This is a genomic window from Delftia sp. Cs1-4, from assembly GCF_000214395.1.
GTDB lineage: Bacteria > Pseudomonadota > Gammaproteobacteria > Burkholderiales > Burkholderiaceae_C > Comamonas > Comamonas acidovorans.
The window spans coordinates 6,403,854-6,419,315 of sequence record NC_015563.1; the positions used below are offsets into that span (position 1 = coordinate 6,403,854).

At 67.9% G+C, this 15,462-nt stretch carries 15 protein-coding genes; 12 read left to right on the plus strand and 3 right to left on the minus strand.

Annotation, left to right across the window (positions count from 1 at the left end):
* The first annotated feature begins 13 nt into the window (after window positions 1-13).
* The 4 genes from yajC (at window position 14) to DELCS14_RS28150 (ending at window position 5,760) form a co-directional block, all read left to right on the plus strand.
* Window positions 14-349 (plus strand): preprotein translocase subunit YajC, encoded by a 336-nt coding sequence (gene yajC / locus DELCS14_RS28135; protein ID WP_012202771.1) that lies wholly within the window; start codon window positions 14-16, stop codon window positions 347-349.
* Between the two features lie 91 nt (window positions 350-440).
* Window positions 441-2,363, plus strand: a complete 1,923-nt coding sequence (gene secD, locus DELCS14_RS28140) for a protein translocase subunit SecD (protein ID WP_013804608.1) — start codon at window positions 441-443, stop codon at window positions 2,361-2,363.
* Between the two features lie 13 nt (window positions 2,364-2,376).
* Window positions 2,377-3,327, plus strand: a complete 951-nt coding sequence (secF, locus tag DELCS14_RS28145; RefSeq protein ID WP_012202769.1) for a protein translocase subunit SecF — start codon at window positions 2,377-2,379, stop codon at window positions 3,325-3,327.
* A gap of 39 nt (window positions 3,328-3,366) precedes the next feature.
* The gene (locus DELCS14_RS28150; RefSeq protein WP_013804609.1) at window positions 3,367-5,760 is read left to right on the plus strand and encodes a DUF1631 family protein; all 2,394 of its coding nucleotides are present in this window, start codon (window positions 3,367-3,369) and stop codon (window positions 5,758-5,760) included.
* 143 nt (window positions 5,761-5,903) lie between these two features.
* On the opposite strand, the gene dprA is transcribed toward DELCS14_RS28150, so the two are convergent.
* The gene (dprA, locus tag DELCS14_RS28155) at window positions 5,904-7,121 is read right to left on the minus strand and encodes a DNA-processing protein DprA (RefSeq protein WP_013804610.1); all 1,218 of its coding nucleotides are present in this window, start codon (window positions 7,119-7,121) and stop codon (window positions 5,904-5,906) included.
* Window positions 7,122-7,146: 25 nt separating this feature from the next.
* Window positions 7,147-8,355, minus strand: a complete 1,209-nt coding sequence (locus tag DELCS14_RS28160; RefSeq protein WP_013804611.1) for a LysM domain-containing protein — start codon at window positions 8,353-8,355, stop codon at window positions 7,147-7,149.
* 199 nt (window positions 8,356-8,554) lie between these two features.
* On the opposite strand from DELCS14_RS28160, the gene def reads away from it, so the two are divergent.
* From def to DELCS14_RS28200, 8 genes are all read left to right on the plus strand, one after another.
* Window positions 8,555-9,067 carry a peptide deformylase gene (gene def, locus DELCS14_RS28165; protein WP_012202765.1) on the plus strand — a complete coding sequence of 171 codons (513 nt, stop codon included), beginning with the start codon at window positions 8,555-8,557 and terminating at the stop codon, window positions 9,065-9,067.
* Window positions 9,064-9,603 carry a membrane protein gene (locus tag DELCS14_RS28170; protein WP_013804612.1) on the plus strand — a complete coding sequence of 180 codons (540 nt, stop codon included), beginning with the start codon at window positions 9,064-9,066 and terminating at the stop codon, window positions 9,601-9,603. Before def ends, DELCS14_RS28170 begins: the two co-directional genes overlap by 4 nt.
* 35 nt (window positions 9,604-9,638) lie before the next feature.
* Complete coding sequence (gene fmt, locus DELCS14_RS28175; RefSeq protein ID WP_013804613.1) at window positions 9,639-10,631, plus strand: methionyl-tRNA formyltransferase; 993 nt, start codon at window positions 9,639-9,641, stop codon at window positions 10,629-10,631.
* Window positions 10,628-11,491 carry an AzlC family ABC transporter permease gene (locus DELCS14_RS28180; RefSeq protein ID WP_013804614.1) on the plus strand — a complete coding sequence of 288 codons (864 nt, stop codon included), beginning with the start codon at window positions 10,628-10,630 and terminating at the stop codon, window positions 11,489-11,491. Before fmt ends, DELCS14_RS28180 begins: the two co-directional genes overlap by 4 nt.
* Window positions 11,491-11,826, plus strand: coding sequence for an AzlD domain-containing protein (locus tag DELCS14_RS28185; protein WP_012202761.1), 336 nt, complete (start codon window positions 11,491-11,493; stop codon window positions 11,824-11,826). The genes DELCS14_RS28180 and DELCS14_RS28185 overlap by 1 nt, the downstream gene beginning before the upstream one ends.
* A gap of 182 nt (window positions 11,827-12,008) precedes the next feature.
* Window positions 12,009-13,202: a phosphoglycerate kinase gene (locus tag DELCS14_RS28190; protein WP_043783159.1), complete on the plus strand. Its 1,194-nt coding sequence runs from the start codon at window positions 12,009-12,011 to the stop codon at window positions 13,200-13,202.
* Between the two features lie 119 nt (window positions 13,203-13,321).
* Entirely contained in the window at window positions 13,322-13,861 is a 540-nt protein-coding gene (locus tag DELCS14_RS28195; RefSeq protein WP_012202759.1) for a hypothetical protein, read from the plus strand.
* Window positions 13,858-14,457 (plus strand): FlgO family outer membrane protein, encoded by a 600-nt coding sequence (locus tag DELCS14_RS28200; RefSeq protein ID WP_012202758.1) that lies wholly within the window; start codon window positions 13,858-13,860, stop codon window positions 14,455-14,457. The genes DELCS14_RS28195 and DELCS14_RS28200 overlap by 4 nt, the downstream gene beginning before the upstream one ends.
* Window positions 14,458-14,531: 74 nt before the next feature.
* On the opposite strand, the gene DELCS14_RS28205 is transcribed toward DELCS14_RS28200, so the two are convergent.
* Entirely contained in the window at window positions 14,532-15,413 is an 882-nt protein-coding gene (locus DELCS14_RS28205; RefSeq protein ID WP_013804616.1) for a DMT family transporter, read from the minus strand.
* Window positions 15,414-15,462: the final 49 nt, after the last annotated feature.

Genomic DNA, 15,462 nt, shown 5'->3' on the forward strand with positions numbered 1-15,462 from the left:
TGGAGTCTTGCCCGTGTTTATTTCTTCCGCTTTTGCCCAGACCGCACCCGCAGCAGCAGCCTCCGGTGGCGACTTCATGTCGCAGCTGTACGGCATGGCACCGCTGGCACTGATGTTCGTGGTGCTGTACTTCGTGATGATCCGCCCCCAGATGAAGCGCCAGAAGGAGCACCGCTCCATGATCGAGGCGCTGGCCAAGGGCGACGAAGTGGCAACGTCCGGCGGCATCATCGGCCGCGTGACACGCATGTCCGAGCAATTCCTGCACATCGAGATCGCCTCGGGTGTGGAAGTCCAGATCCAGCGCAGCGCCGTCGTACAGGTGCTGCCCAAGGACACGCTGAAGTAAGCGCTGTCCCTGTCTTGCGGGTGTGCGGACCGCGCAGGCGGCAGCACACCCTTTTGTGCGTTGCTGTCTACAAAGAGCGAAGAGCGCGATCATGAACCGATATCCGGTCTGGAAGTACGCGATCATCGTGATCGCGCTGCTGGTGGGGGTGCTCTACACCCTGCCCAATTTTTTCGGTGAGGCGCCTGCGGTGCAGGTCTCCTCGGCCAAGGCCACCGTCAAGGTGGACAACGCGGTGCTGCACAGGGTCGAAGAGGCCTTGAAGGCTGCCGATGTCAAGCCCGATGTGCTGACCATCGAGGGCACCTCGGTGCGGGCGCGCTTCAACACGCCCGACGAGCAGCTCAAGGCCAAGGACGTGATCCAGAAGGCCCTGATCCCCGATGCCAACGATCCGGCCTACATCGTGGCGCTGAACCTGGTGTCGCGCTCGCCGCAATGGCTCACGGCCGTCGGCGCCAAGCCCATGTACCTGGGCCTGGACCTGCGCGGTGGCGTGCACTTCATGCTGCAGGTGGACATGGCTGCGGCCCTGACCAAGAAGGCCGACTCCTTTGCCGGCGACCTGCGCACCTCGCTGCGCGACAAGAACATCCGCCACGGCGGCGTCTCGCGCAACGGCAACACCGTCGAGATCCGCGTGCGCGACGAGGCCATGCTCACGGCCGCACGCAATCTGGTCACCGACCAGTTCCCCGATCTGGCGGCCACCTCCGAGCCTGATGGCGCCGGCTTCAAGCTGCTGGCCTCCATCAAGCCCGAAGCCCTGCGCAAGGTGCAGGAGCAGGCGCTCAAGCAGAACATCGTCACCCTGCACAACCGTATCAACGAGCTGGGCGTGGCCGAGCCCGTGATCCAGCAGCAGGGTCTGGACCGCATCATCGTCCAGCTGCCCGGCGTGCAGGACACGGCCAAGGCCAAGGACATCCTGGGCCGCACGGCCACGCTGGAAGTGCGCCTGGTCGACGAATCCTCCGAGGCGCGCGGCGCCGAGCTGGGCTCGGGCCCCGTGCCCTTCGGCTCCGAGCGCTACCTGGACCGCAACGCCCAGGCCGTGATCGTGCAAAAGCAGGTCGTGCTGACCGGCGAGAACCTCACCGACGCACAGCCCGGCTTCGACAGCCAGACCCAGGAACCCACGGTCAACCTGGTGCTCGATGCCAAGGGCGCGCGCATCTTCAAGGACATCACGCGTGAGAACGTGGGCAAGCGCATGGCCATCATCCTGTTCGAAAAGGGCAAGGGCGAGGTCGTGACGGCTCCCGTGATCCGTACCGAGATCGGTGGCGGACGCGTGCAGATCTCGGGCCGCATGACCACGGCGGAAGCCAACGACACGGCCCTGCTGCTGCGTGCCGGCTCGCTGGCCGCGCCCATGGAGATCATCGAGGAATACACCATCGGCCCCAGCCTGGGCGCCGACAACATCAACCGCGGCATCCACTCCGTGGTCTGGGGCCTGGTGGCCATCGCGGCCTTCATGTGCGTGTACTACATGCTGTTCGGCGTGATCTCCACGGTGGCCCTGTCGGTCAACGTGCTGCTGCTGCTGGCCATCCTGTCCATGCTGCAGGCCACGCTGACCCTGCCCGGCATCGCCGCCATGGCGCTGGCGCTGGGCGTGGCCATCGACTCCAACGTGCTGATCAACGAGCGCATCCGCGAAGAACTGCGCGGCGGCGTCTCGCCGCAGGCCGCCATCCATGCGGGCTACGAGAACGCATGGCACACCATCCTGGACTCGAACGTGACCACGCTGATCGCGGGCCTGGCGCTGCTGGCCTTCGGCTCCGGCCCGGTGCGCGGCTTCGCCGTGGTGCACTGCATCGGCATCCTGACCAGCATGTTCTCGGCCGTGTTCTTCTCGCGCGGCCTGGTCAACCTCTGGTACGGCCGCCGCAAGAAGCTCAAGAGCATCTCCATCGGCCAGGTCTGGAAGCCGGAAGACACCAGCCAGCTGCGCTCCGTGGCTGCCAAGGGTTCCAGCGTCGCCGATTCCGGCGCCAACAACTGAAAGGGGGAAGACCATGGAGTTCTTCCGCATCCGCAAAGACATCCCCTTCATGAAGTACGCGTTGGTCCTCAACGCGATCTCCTTCATCACCTTCGCGCTGGCCGTGTTCTTCCTGCTCACGCGCGGCCTGCACCTGTCCGTGGAGTTCACGGGCGGCACCGTGATGGAGGTGGCCTATACCCAGACCGCCGACATCGCCAAGGTGCGCGATACCGTCTCCAAGCTGGGCTACAGCGACGTCACGGTGCAGAACTTCGGCACGTCGCGCGACGTGATGATCCGCCTGCCCGTGCAAAAGGACGTGTCCTCCGCGCAGCAAAGCGAGCAGGTGCTCACGGCGCTCAAGAAGGAAGACGCCGAAGTCACGCTGCGCCGCACCGAGTTCGTGGGCCCGCAGGTGGGTGACGAGCTCATGCACAACGGCCTGATGGCACTGGGCTTCGTGGTGCTGGGCATCGTGATCTACCTGGCCATGCGCTTCGAATGGAAGTTCGGCGTGGCCGCCGTGATCGCCAACCTGCACGACGTGGTCATCATCCTGGGCTTCTTCGCGTTCTTCCAGTGGGAGTTCTCGCTGTCCGTGCTGGCCGGCGTGCTGGCCGTGCTGGGCTACTCGGTCAACGAGTCGGTCGTGATCTTTGACCGTATCCGCGAAGCCTTCCGCAAGTTCCGCAAGCTCAGCACCACCGAGGTGATCGACCACGCCATCACCAGCACGATGAGCCGCACCATCATCACCCACGCCTCCACCGAGGCCATGGTGCTGTCCATGTTCTTCTTCGGCGGTCCCAGCCTGCATTACTTCGCGCTGGCGCTGACCATCGGCATCCTTTTCGGCATCTATTCCTCGGTCTTCGTGGCCGCCGCCATCGCCATGTGGCTGGGCGTCAAGCGCGAGGATCTGATCAAGGCGCCCAAGGCTTCCACGGACCCCAACGATCCCAACGCCGGCGCCACTGTGTAAGCGAATGTTCTAGCTCCAGACCGGCTTACACTCGCGGGCATGCCCTCCCTGCCCACCCCTTCCAACGCGCCTGCTGGCACCCAGTCTTCACTGGGCCAGCAGGCGCGTTTGCATTGGGTGCGTGGACTGTGCAAGGGCCTGCCCGGCGTGGCCCAGCAGCTGCTGGCCCAGATGGAACAACAGGCCCAGGCTGTGGGCACCGCACGTGAAATGCAGGAGCGTCGCGAGGCCTGGTCCAGCTACCGCCAGCATCAGGCGGCCTGGCTGAATGCCTGCATGCAGGCGCTGCAGGGCGCACTGCAGCCGGGCAGGGCCACACCGGCCTCCGTGCCACAGCGCGGGGCGCTGCAGTTCGAACTGCTCAGCGACGATGTGGTGGAGAACAAGATCCTGGCCTCCCGCATGGCGCTGGCCATGGGGGAAACCACGGCACCCGTCTTCGATACGCTGCGCCTGCGCATGCAGGCCATCGAAAACCAGGAACTGCCATCCGACGACATTCTGCGCAGCGAGTCCGTGTGCCGCCATCTGGTCGAGCAATGGCTCGCCAGCGGCCTGCAGCGCGGCGATCTGCAGCGCGTGAACGATCTGCTGCAGACAGCCCTGGCACCGCTGCTGGTGGCCGGATACCAGGCGGCCCACCAGCTGCTGGACGGCCAGGGCGTCACCCGTTCGCAGGACGTGGCCATGCGGGTGCGGCGCACCGAGGGCGGCCACTCCACGCGCGCCATGGGCCTGGGCCCGGCCACGGCGCCTGTCTCGACCTCGCAGCCTTCCTCGGCCTATGCGCCCACGCAGATGGGCGGCGTGCCGGGCGCTGCCGCCTCCTATCCGCCCAACGGAGCACTGCCCCAGGGCCAGATGCCCGTGGGCCTGACAACACTTTCGCGCGCACGCCACCGCGCCCATGAAGTCGTGGGCCAACTGCGCCGCCTGCTCATGCAGCCTGGCGTGGGCGTGCCGGGCCTGGTGCCCGGCGTGGGCGGCGTGGGCGGTGGCCTGCAGCAGGCCCCCGCATCGGCCGCGCTGACCCAGGCCCTGCTGGAGCAGCGCGTCGTGGCCCAGACGCAGTACCAGCAGATGCTGGCCCGGGGACTGACCACGCTGCAAATCGATGCCAGCCCGGCCGCCATCGGCCAATTGGTGGGCCAGGTGCGCGAGCGCTCGGCCGAGCTCAAGCGCAAGGCCACCACCTCGGGTGAAAAGGCCACCATCGAGATCGTGGCCCTGATGTTCCAGGCCATCCTGACCGAGGACCGCATCCCGCCCTCGGTGCGCGTCTGGTTTGCCCGGCTGCAGGTGCCCGTGCTGCGCGTGGCCCTGGCCGAGCCGGAATTCTTCAGCAACCTGCGCCACCCGGCCCGGCTGCTGATCGACCGCCTGGGTTCGTGCGTGATGGGGTTCGACGCCTCCAGCATCAGCGGCAGCGCGCTGGAGTCGGAGATCCGGCGCATCGTCCAGGTCATCGAGCAGTACCCGGAGACCGGCCAGAAGGTCTTCGTGCTGGTGCTGCGCGAGTTCGAGGACTTCCTGGCACGCTACCTGACCCAGTCGCAGGACAAGGCCAAGATCGTGAGCGTGGCCCAGCAGGTGGAGCAAAAGGAAACCCTGGCCATCCAGTACACGATCGAGCTGCGCCACCTGCTCACCGACATGCCGGTGCGCGAAGAGATCCGCGAGTTCCTGTTCAAGACCTGGACCGAGGTGCTGGCCCTGGCCGCCGTGCGCCACGGCGCCAAGGACGCGCGCACCATGCGCTTCAAGCAGGCCGCCAGCGAACTGGTCTGGGCCGCCAGCGCCAAGCCCACGCGCCAGGAACGCTCGCGCGTGATCCAGACGTTGCCGACGCTGCTGCAGACGTTGCGCGAAGGGCTGGCCCTGATCGGCGTCACGGGCGAGGGGCAGTCCGCACGCATCAAGCTGGTCACCGACACGCTGGCCGAAGCCTTCGTCTCCAAGACAGCGACCATCGCACCGGCCCGCATCGAGGCCATGGCCCAGCGGCTGTCCCATCTGGAGCAGTACATCAGCGAAGACGGCATGCTCGACGAGGACATGCCGCTGTCGCCCGAGAACATCGAGATGATCCTGGGCGTGGACACGGCCGGGCTCAACGTCATCCCGAGCACCAACACCGCCGTGGACCCGGTGATGCTGGAGTGGGCCACCTCGCTGGAGCCGGGCCGCTGGTTCACGCTGGACCACAACGGCGCGCGCATCCAGGTGCAATACACCTGGCGCAGCCGCCGCAAGCAGCTGCACCTGTTCGCCGCGCTCGATGGCACCTGCCACCTGCTGCAGCTGCGGCGCATGGCCTCCTACCTGCAGTCCGGCCTGCTGTCCGTGCATGACGAAGAGGCGCTCACGGTGCGCGCGACGCGCGATGCGCTGGAGAAGATTCAGGCGAACCCTGAAAGGCTAAGCTCCCCCTGAGGCGCTACGCGCCTTCCCCCCGTGGCACGGCGCCTCTCTACCCGCTTCGCGGGGTAGGGGGACGATGCCATCGGCTAGGCGCCCCCACCGCGAGGCGGCTCTTGCTCGGCATCTCCCGCTTGGGGACGCGCCAGTTTTTGAGATCAGGCCTGGGCCAGGCGCTGGAACAGGCCGCCGGGCAGGCGCTCCACGCGGCCTTCCAGTTCCAGCTCCAGCAGGTGGGCCTGCAGGGCTGCGGCGTCCATGCCTGTGCGGTCCATGAGCTCGTCCAGCGACAACGGGTCGTGGGCCAGGGCGCGCAGGGTGGCGTCGTTCTCATGGTCCTGTGCGGACTGAACAGCTGCCGCTGCCGCCGCTGCTGCCGGTACGGGCTTGGAAAGCGGCAGGCGCACGACCGTTCCCTGCAGCTCATCGAGCACGTCCTGCGCCGTTTCCACGAGCTTGGCGCCCTGGCGCAGCAGCGCATGGCAGCCGCGCGACTGGGGCGCGTGGATGGAGCCAGGGATGGCAAAGACCTCGCGGCCCTGTTCGCTGGCCAGCCTGGCCGTGATCAGCGAGCCCGATTGCAGGGCCGCCTCGACCACCAGCGTGCCCTGCGACAGGCCCGCAATGATGCGGTTGCGCTGCGGAAAGTGCGCGGCCATGGGGCCGGTGCCCAGCGGATATTCGCTGACGATCAGCCCATGGCTGGCCACTTCGCGGGCCAGGCCGATGTGGCGCCGTGGATAGACCTGGTCCAGGCCCGTGCCCACGACGGCAATGGTGACGGGTGCCGCCTGGGCGCCCGTGCGCAGCACCGCTCGCAGTGCGCCCTCATGGGCAGCGCCATCCACGCCCTGCGCCAGTCCGGAGACGATGCACAGGCCGGCCTCGGCCAGCGCCTGCGCCATGGCGCGCGCATTGGCCGCGCCCTGGACCGTCGGCCCGCGGCTGCCGACCATGGCCAGGGACTGTGGATAGGGGAACCAGGGACCAGAACCTGCCATGCAGCGCTCGCTGCCCTGCACATGCAGCAGCAGCGGCGGATCTTCGGTCTGCAGCAGCGCCTGCGGATACTGGGGATGGCCCAGCGCAAGCACGGCATGCAACTGCCCGGAAGCGGGCTGGTCCAGCCATTGCGCCGTGGCCGCCACAAGCTGCTCCAGGCGCTGGGGCACGGTCTGCAGCGAATGGGCCTGTGCCGCCGTCACCAGGCCTTGCCAGGCGGCTGGAGGGCCGCTCCAGATGTTCTGCGCGCCACCGCAGGCCGCCAGCAGGCGCCGCGCCGTGGTGCGGCCCACGCCGGGCGTCAGCAGCAGCCGAAGCCAGGCGGACAGCTCCTCGGGAGCGAGCCGGTCGGTGGACTGCAAGGCGGCCGCCATGGCGTTGCCGGCAGGCCGCTGGGGGTCAGGGAGCCGGCGAGGTCAGGCTGTCGCCCACCTCGACGCCGCGCCGTGCCTCCAGGATCAGCGCGTAGGAGACGCGATCGAAGGTGCGGAACACCATGGCGTAACCATTGCGTTCGTCGGGCAGCTGCACTTCTTCCTTCTTGTCGCCCGTCTTGTCCACGATGCGCACGCCACGGCGGATCAGCTCCAGCACCGTGCCCACGTCCATGCCGTCCTGCGTGCCCTTGTTGATGGCAATGACCTGGTTGTTGGCCGCCCAGCGCACGGCCTGGTCGCCGTACAGGGACACCACATGGGCCTTCACGGCAGCCTGCGGCGCATGCGGCGCATAGTTCATGTAGGTTCGTTCCGGTGCGGGCAGCAGGCGGTCGCCAGCACGCATCTCGGTCTTGGCGCGCGACAGGTCCACCGTGGCGGGAGAGGCCTGCTCGTGCTTTTCGCCCTTGCTGTCCACGATCTCCAGCGAGGTCTCGCCCTCGATGAGATCGGCCAGGCCCAGGTACTTGGCCTCGTAGCCCAGCACCTCGCCGGAGATGGGGTCCTTGAGCGCCACCGCATCGCGGAAGACACGGTACTGGCGCGGCAGGCCGTCGCCCTTGCGCAGCGGCGCCTCGGCGGTGCCACGCGCATAGGCGCGGTCACCGCTGGCCATGAGCACGCGCTCGTCCGTGGTGGCGATGAGGCGGGGTGCGCGCAGCAGCGTTTCGGCATCCACCACCAGCGGCTCGGCCAGGAAGGGCTCGATCAGATGGGGCTGCAGCGTGGGCAGGGCCGCCTGCGCCAGCGACTCGCTGCGCGTGCTCGGAGACACGCGCACCACACCGGGCTCGCCGCCGCCGTCGCCCATGGGCCGCGCCGTGCTCAGGCGGGCATAGCCATCACGCTTGTCCAGGTACAGCACCTGGCCCGGATAGATGAGGTGGGGATTGGCGATGGCCTGCATGTTCATGCCCCACAGCTCGGGCCAGCGCCAGGGACGGCGCAGGTACATGCCGGAGATGCCCCACAGCGTGTCGCCGCGCTTGACGGTGTAGCTGTCGGGCGCATCGGGCGCCAGCTCGCCCACGGGAACGCCCTGCTGGGCCACCTGCTGGGCGGCCGAGCGCTGCGATGCCGTCACCGGAAGCTGCTGCGCATGGGCCGCTGCGAACGCAGCGATCAGGGCCGTTGCGACAGTCCAGGTACGAGCTGTGGCGAATGCAGTCATGGAATTCCTCTTCTTGTGGCTGACGCAGCGTCCCTCCTAGGCACTGCGGCACGGCCGATCTTGTCATGAACGGCCATACAGGTCTTACAAATCAGCAAAGATTCTGCGTGCAAGGCCATGAGAGGGCAACGCTTATTGCGTCGTCCCGCTGCGCCCAGGCAGAAAAGTGGCGAAAATAACGACATTCACCGACCACGCCATGTCCATTCTGCCCATTCTTTGCTATCCCGACCCCCGCCTGCACACCGTTGCCAAGCCGGTTGCCAAGGTCGATGACCGCATTCGCCAGCTGGTCCAGGATATGTACGCCACCATGTATGACGCCCAGGGCGTGGGCCTGGCAGCCACCCAGGTGAACGTGCACGAGCGCGTGGTCGTGGTCGATGTCTCCGAAGGCCGTGACGAGCCCTTTGCGCTGATCAACCCGGAGCTGCTCTGGGCCAGCGAGGAAACGCAGCTGGGCGAAGAAGGCTGCCTGTCGGTGCCCGGCATCTACGACGGCGTCGAGCGCTCCACCGCCATCAAGGTCAAGGCGCTGGACGAGAACGGCAACGAACGCATCATCGAGGCCGAAGGCTTCAAGGCCATCTGCATCCAGCACGAGATGGACCACCTGATGGGCAAGGTCTTCGTCGAGTACCTGTCGCCGCTCAAGCGCAACCGCATCAAGACCAAGCTGCTCAAGCAGCAGAAACAGGCAGAACGCGCATGACCTACCTGCCAGCGCTTCGCTTCATGCCGCGCTGGAAGATGGACGGCGCGGGCCTCGTTGCCTGGGCGCTGCTTGCCCTGGCCTTGTCCCTGCTGCTTGCCGGCTGCGCCGTGCCCGAGTGGCAAAAGCCCGGCACGCCGCGCTCCGAGATCGAGCGCTCCATGGGCCGCCCGACCCTGAGCCTGCCGCTGGACGGCGGCGGCACGCGCCTGGTCTACAGCCGGCAGCCTGCGGGCCAGCAGGTCTACCACATGGATTTCGACGCCAGCCAGCGCCTGGTGCGCGTGGAGCAGGCGCTCACCATCGAACGCTTCCACGCCCTGCGCAACGGCGAGGACACCCGCGAAAGCGTGCGTCAGCTCTTCGGCCCGCCTGCGCTGATCGAGAGGGTCTACAGTTTCAACGGCGACATCTGGACCTACCGTATTCTGGAAAATGGCATTCGCCGCCAGGCCCATGTGCATATCGACCCCGCCGGCGTGGTGCGCCGCGTGATGTTCACCGACGAAGTGTTCAACGACGACGACCGTCGCTGAGCCTGCACACCGTCCCACTGTCCCTACTGGATTGCATGAGAGTCATTTTTGCCGGCACGCCCGAGTTCGCGCGCGTTGCCCTTGAACGCCTGCTCGCCGCGGGCTTTACCGTCCCCCTGGTGCTGACCCAGCCCGACCGTCCCGCCGGGCGCGGCATGAAGCTGCAGGCCTCGCCCGTCAAGCAGTGCGCGCTGGAGCATGGCATTGCCGTGGCCCAGCCGCGCAGCCTGCGCCTGGACGGCAAATACCCCGAAGAGGCCGCCGCCGCCCGCGCCGCCATCGAAGCGGCCCAGGCCGATGTCATGGTCGTGGCCGCCTACGGGCTGATCCTGCCGCAGTGGGTGCTCGATACGCCCCCGCGCGGCTGCCTGAACATCCACGCCAGCCTGCTGCCGCGCTGGCGCGGCGCCGCCCCCATCCACCGTGCCATCGAGGCCGGCGATGCCGAGACCGGCGTCACCATCATGCAGATGGACGCGGGCCTGGACACGGGCGACATGTGCCTCATCGAGCGCCTGCCCATCACCGCCGACGACACCACGGCCAGCCTGCACGACAAGCTGGCCGACCTGGGCGGGCGCCTCATCGTCGAGGCGCTGGAGATGAGCGCCTGCGGCGGCCTGCCGCGCACGCCCCAGCCCGCCGAGGGCGTGAACTACGCGCACAAGATCGAAAAGGCCGAAAGCCAGATCGACTGGCGCCAGGATGCCGAGGCCATTGCCCGGCGCCTGCGCGCCTTCAACCCCTTCCCGGGCGGCGCCACGCAGTACGGCGATGAAGCCATCAAGGTCTGGGAGGCTCACGCAGACCCCGCCGACCCCGCCGTCGCCGTGGCGGCGGCAGCGCCCGGCACCGTGCTGTCCGCAGGCGCCGACGGCGTGCGCGTGGCCTGCGGCCATGGCGTGCTGTGCATGACGCTGCTGCAGCGCGCGGGCGGCAAGCGGCTGGCGGCGGGCGATTTCCTGCGCGGTTTCGATCTGCCTGAAGGAGCCATCCTGGACGGTGCTGCCAGCGGCGGCACGCCATGAACCTGCAGCCCCTGGTGGAACGCGCACGCGGCATTGCGCGCGATCCCGCCTTCATGACCGGCGTGCGCGACATGTCGGGCACGGCGCTGGGCATAGGCGCCTGGGGCCTGGTCACGGGCGTGGCCATGATCAAGAGCGGCATGTCCCTGCCCCTGGCGCTGTTCATGGGCCTGCTGGTCTATGCCGGCAGTGCCCAGCTGGCCGTGCTGCCGCTGATGGCCGTGGGCGCGCCCATGTGGGTGGTCTGGTTCACGGCCATCTGCGTGAACCTGCGCTTCGTCATCCTCAGCAGCATGTGGCGCAGCTACTTTGCCCACCTGCGCCTGCGCCACCGCCTGGCCATCGCCTATTTCAGCGGCGACGTGATCTTCGTGGGCTTCATGAAGCGCTACCCCGATGCCCGGCCCCAGCCCGAGCAACTGCCCTATTTCTGGGGTGCCGCCTCGACCAACTGGCTGGCCTGGCAGATCCCGTCCACGCTGGGCATCCTGCTGGCCGACCAGGTACCCCTGTCCTGGGGCCTGGGCTTTGCGGGCGTGCTGGCCCTGATGGGCGTGCTGCTGTCCATGCTCAACGACCGTGCCACCTGGGTGGCAGGCGTGGTTGCGGCCAGCGCGGCCGTGGCGGCCTTTGCGCTGCCGCTCAAGCTCAATATCCTCGTGGCCATTGCGGCAGCCGTGGCCGCAGGCCTGCTGGCGGAAACGCTGCAGCAGCGCCTGCGCGCCCTGCAGGCGCCTGAAAAAGGGGAGTCGGGCCCGGTGATTCTCCCGCCCGATACAGCCCATGGCGAGCGCCATGCCCGGCTGCCGCTGGACGAAGACGTCCGACCCGTGGAAATCAAGGAAAAGGAAACGCTCTGATGGATCTGTCCTGGCTGTGGCCCTGGCTGGCCTGCGTGGGCCTGGCGGCCATCACGCTGTTCACACGCGCCTTCTTCCTGATTCCAGAGCGCGAGGTGCCCCTGCCGCAATGGCTCAAGCGCGGCCTCAAGTACGCGCCGCTGGCGGCCCTGGCGGCCGTGATTGCGCCCGAGATCGTGATGACCAACGGCCGGCTGATCTCCACCGTGGTCGATGCGCGCCTGCCGGCCCTGGCTTGCGCGGTCATGTATTTTTTTTACAAGCGCAGCATCATGGGAACGATCGCGCTCGGCATGGCGGTCTATCTGCCACTGCATATCGGCCTGGGCTGGTAGGCGCAGCGCGGGCGAGAGCGCCCGGCTCCCCGGCTGAAACCGGATTACAGGCGCTCCCGATGCCCCGGATCGCCGGTGCGCACGCCCGCTGCCGGGGCGGGCACGCCGCCTACAATGGCCGCGCTTTACCTCTTTTTCGTTTCAATTCCATGGCGATCGCCACCGATCGCAACGCCGCCGTCATGAACATTCTCCGTTTCTCCGATCTGTGCGCCCAGGGCAAGGCCCAGGGCCAGCGCGTCTTCATCCGCGCCGACCTCAACGTGCCCCTGAACGATGCCGGCGAGATCACCGAGGACACGCGCGTGCGCGCCTCCGTGCCCGCCATCGAGATGGCACTGAAGGCCGGCGCCGCCGTGATGGTGACCAGCCACCTGGGCCGCCCCACCGAAGGCGAGTTCAAGCCCGCCGATTCGCTGGCGCCCGTGGCCCGCCGCCTGGGCGAGCTGCTGGGCCGCGAAGTGCCGCTGGTCGCCGACTGGGTGGACGGCGTGCAGGTGGCGCCCGGCCAGGTCGTGCTGCTGGAGAACTGCCGCGTGAACGTGGGCGAGAAGAAGAACAAGGAAGAACTGGCCCGCAAGCTGGCCGCGCTGTGCGACATCTTCGTGCACGACGCCTTCGGCACTGCACACCGTGCCGAGGGAACCACCTACGGCATCGCCCAGTTCGCGCCCATTGCCTGCGCGGGTCCCCTGCTGTCGGCCGAGATCGACGCCATCACCAAGGCCCTGGCCAACCCGCGCCGCCCGCTGGCCGCCATCGTGGCCGGCTCCAAGGTGTCGACCAAGCTGACCATCCTGCAGTCGCTGGCCAAGAACGTGGATCAGCTCATCGTGGGCGGCGGCATTGCCAACACCTTCATGCTGGCCGCGGGCCTGAACATCGGCAAGAGCCTGGCCGAGGCCGATCTGGTCGGCGAGGCCCGTGCCGTGATCGACGCCATGGCCGCACGCGGCGCCGAGGTGCCGATTCCCACCGACGTGGTGGTCTCCAAGACCTTTGCGGCCGACGCGCCCGCCACCGTCAAGAAAGCCACCGAAGTGGCTGACGACGACATGATCCTGGACATCGGCCCCGAGACCGCCGCCCGCCTGGCCGAGCAACTGCGCAAGGCCGGCACCATCGTCTGGAACGGCCCCATGGGCGTGTTCGAGTTCGACCAGTTCGCCAACGGCACCAAGGTCGTGGCACAGGCGATTGCCGAGTCCGACGCCTTCAGCATCGCCGGTGGCGGCGACACCCTGGCCGCCATCGCCAAGTACGGCATCGAGGACAAGGTCGGCTACATCTCCACGGGCGGCGGCGCCTTCCTGGAGGTGCTGGAAGGCAAGACCCTGCCTGCCTTCGAGATCCTGCAAAAGCGCGCCAACGGCTGAGCACGGCAACATCCGGATACGGGGCACTTTCTTGTCAGTGCCTCGCGGCGAAGCCACAATCGACACTTTGCGCAGCTGCAGCAATCCGCCGCAGCGCGCTCCGCACCGAGGAGAAATCCATGCGATCGTTCAAATCCGCTGGCGGCCTGGCCCTGGCGGGCCTCTGCCTGGCCCTAGCGGGCTGCGTCAATGCACCGATGACCAGCTACTTCGAAGCCACGGCCCAGCCCAAGATCGGCGCTGCCGGCCACTGGGACTCCGTGGCCAACGATGTCGTCGCCAAGACGCTGGAAACACTGCAAAAGACTGGCATCGAGCGCACCACGCCGGTCCACGTGGCCCTGCCGGCCGAGCCCAGCCAGTTCGACAAGGGTTTTCGTGAGCTGATCATCACCAAGCTCGTGCAAAGCGGCGTGACCGTCATGCAGCAGCCGGCCCAGGCCCAGCTGCAGGTGAGCTACGGCGCCCAGGTCGTGCGCCACGGCAAGCGCCTGCCCAACCCCGAACTCGTGCTGACGACGACGGTGGTGCGCAACAACCAATACCTGGCGCGCAAGACCGACGTCTACTACCTCGAAAAGAGCGACGCCGTGCTGTTCACGGCCGAGGACGAGCGCCCCGAATTCCCCGCCAAGAACCTGAAGGTGGTGGGCCAATGACACTGCGCACGCCCCTCCTGCCTGCCGCACTGGCTGCGGCGGCCCTGCTGTCCGCCTGCGCCGTGCCCGCTCCCGCGACCACGCCCGAATCGTCGGCCGCGCGCCGCGGCGAGCCCACCTACCAGTCGGCCGCAGCCAACCCCTTCATCGCCAGCAGCCGCGCTGCCGTGGACGAGCTGGTCAAGGGCCTGAACACCGAGGAACTGGGCGAGGCGCCCGTGCTCGTGGCCACCGTGGTCAACGTCAACGACCTGACGCGCTCGGCCCCCCTGGGCCGCACGCTCAGCGAGCTGTACGCCTCCCAGCTGTCCGCCAAGGGCTACAACGTCAAGGAGCTGAAGCTGCGCGGCGATGTGTACGTCAAGGAAGGCACGGGCGAGCTGCTGCTGTCGCGCGAGATCAAGGACATCGCCCGCAACCACAATGCGGCCCTGGTCCTGGTGGGCACGTACTCGGCGGCTGCCAAGTACACCTATGTGAGCCTGAAGCTGGTTCGCACCGACGACAGCCGCATCGTGCGCAGCCACGACTACGCGCTGCCCAACAACATCGACATCCAGCGCCTGCTGGGCGCCCCGGCCACGGCGCAACGCTGAGGCCCTGCGGCCTGACTGCGCCCGTGTGCGCAGTCAGGCTGCGTCTTCTTCTCCTGACCTTCCCCTGCTTGCCCTCAGCGGCCGCGCGCCGGCCACAGCACCGAGGCGATGGCCACCACCATCAGCGCCACGGCCGTCCAGTCCTGCCAGTGCAGCACCTCGCCCAGCCACCAGGCGCCGCTGAACACGCCCAGCACGGGGATCATCATCACGCTCAGCGTGGACGCCACGGGCGGCAGGCTGCGCGCCAGGAAGAACCAGACCGTCTGGCCAAAGCCCAGCACCAGCACGCCGTTGAAGACGATGGCGCCCGTGGCCTGGGCGTCGGGCCAGTGCCACAGGTGGCGCTCGAAGACGAAGGCCAGCACCGTGAGCGTCAGCGCGGTCAGCGCCACCATCCACAGCGTCATCGTCAGCAGGGGCACGGGCACCTCGGCGCGGCGCAGCTTCTGCGTGCCGAAGGCCCAGCTCAGCGCGGCGGCCAGCATCAGGCCCACGCCGATGGGGCGGCTGCCCAGGGCGCCGACCTCGTGCCACAGCAGCAGGAGCACGCCCGCCAAGGCCGCCGCCACACCCGCCCAGGCACGCGGCGCCAGCCGGTCATGGAAGAACAGGCTGCCCAGCACGACCGAGAAGATGGGCATGGTGTAGCCCAGGATGGCCGCCCGCCCGCTGGACAGCATGGGGATGGCAATGATGATCAGGCTGTTCCACAGCACCATGTTGAACAGCGTCAGCTGCGCCAGCCGGGGCCAATAGGCGCGCGGCACGGCAAGCGGCAGGCGGCGCCAGACCACGAAGGCCGCCAGAATGGGCAGCCCCACCCACATCGAGGCCATGCGGAAACTCAGCGGCGGGAAATGCTGCACGCCCAGCTTCATCACCGGCCAGTTGATGCCCCAGATCAGGGTCAGCGCGATCAGCAAAAGGATTTGTCGGGCGGTGAAGGCAGGCATAGGCCGCCGATTGTGCCCGCGGGCCGCCAGGCCCGCTGGATGCCCGGCG